Annotated in this window: 1 protein-coding gene; it reads left to right on the plus strand. The window is 64.3% G+C overall.

Annotated features, from left to right (window positions below; genetic code table 11):
* Positions 1–1,473 (plus strand): acyl-CoA carboxylase subunit beta (locus CH251_RS21815; protein ID WP_143544987.1); only part of this gene is annotated, 1,473 nt, incomplete at its 5' end.
* Positions 1,474–1,503: the final 30 nt, after the last annotated feature.

The raw sequence follows: 1,503 nt of genomic DNA on the forward strand, positions 1-1,503 counted from the left end.
GAGCGGATCACCGCCCTGCTCGACGAGGGCTCGTTCGTCGAACTCGACGCCCTCGCCCGCCACCGCTCCCAGAACTTCGGACTGGGCGAGAACCGGCCCTTCGGTGACGGTGTCGTCACCGGCTACGGCACCGTCGACGGCCGCGATGTGTGCGTGTTCTCCCAGGACGCCACCGTCTTCGGCGGCAGCTTGGGGGAAATCTACGGCGAGAAGATCGTCAAGGTGATGGACCTGGCCGTCAAAACCGGACGACCGTTGGTCGGCATCAACGAAGGCGCCGGAGCCCGCATCCAGGAAGGGGTGGTCTCCCTCGGACTGTACGGCGAGATCTTCCACCGCAACGTCCGCGCCTCCGGGGTGATCCCGCAGATCTCGGTGATCATGGGACCCGCCGCTGGCGGGCACGTCTACTCCCCGGCCCTGACCGACTTCGTGGTCATGGTCGACGGCACGAGCCAGATGTTCGTCACCGGACCCGACGTCATCAAAACCGTCACCGGTGAAAACGTCACCATGGAAGAACTCGGTGGCGCACACACCCACATGGAGAAATCCGGAGTCGCGCACTACGTCGCCTCCGGAGAACAGGACGCCCTCGACTACGTCCGCGACCTGCTGTCGTACCTCCCGTCGAACAATCGCGCCGACGCCCCCCGCACCGCACCCTCGGACCCGGTCGTCGGGTCCATCGAGGACTCGCTGACCGCGGAGGATCTCGAACTCGACACCCTGATCCCCGATTCACCGAACACCCCCTACGACATGCACGAGGTGATTCGTCGGATCCTCGACGACGACGAATTCCTCGAAGTCCAGGAAGGTCGGGCCCGCAACATCATCGTCGGATTCGGGCGCATCGACGGCCGGTCGGTGGGAATCGTGGCCAACCAACCCACCCAGTTCGCCGGCACATTGGATATCGATGCTTCCGAGAAAGCGGCCCGGTTCGTGCGCACCTGCGACTGCTTCAACGTTCCGATCATCACCCTGGTCGATGTACCCGGGTTCCTGCCCGGCACCGGCCAGGAATACAACGGCATCATCCGACGCGGCGCGAAACTGCTCTACGCCTACGGTGAAGCGACGGTCGGGAAGATCACCGTCATCACCCGCAAAGCCTATGGCGGGGCGTACGACGTGATGGGCTCCAAGCACATGGGCGCCGACGTCAACCTCGCCTGGCCGACCGCGCAGATCGCGGTCATGGGAGCTTCCGGAGCCGTCGGGTTCGTCTACCGCAAACAGTTGCTCGAAGCCGCGAAGAACGGCGACGACGTCGACGCCCTCCGGTTGACGCTGCAGCAGGAATACGAGGACACCCTCGTCAACCCCTACATCGCCGCCGAACGCGGCTACCTCGACGCCGTCATCCCCCCGAGCCACACCCGCGGCCAGATCGTCACCGCACTGCGACTACTCGAACGCAAACAAGTTACCCTCCCACCCAAGAAACACGGAAACATCCCACTATGAGCGCAGAAGCGAATCATGACGCAGCGAGCG

It is taken from the genome of Rhodococcus sp. 06-462-5 (assembly GCF_002258315.1).
Classification (GTDB): domain Bacteria; phylum Actinomycetota; class Actinomycetes; order Mycobacteriales; family Mycobacteriaceae; genus Rhodococcoides.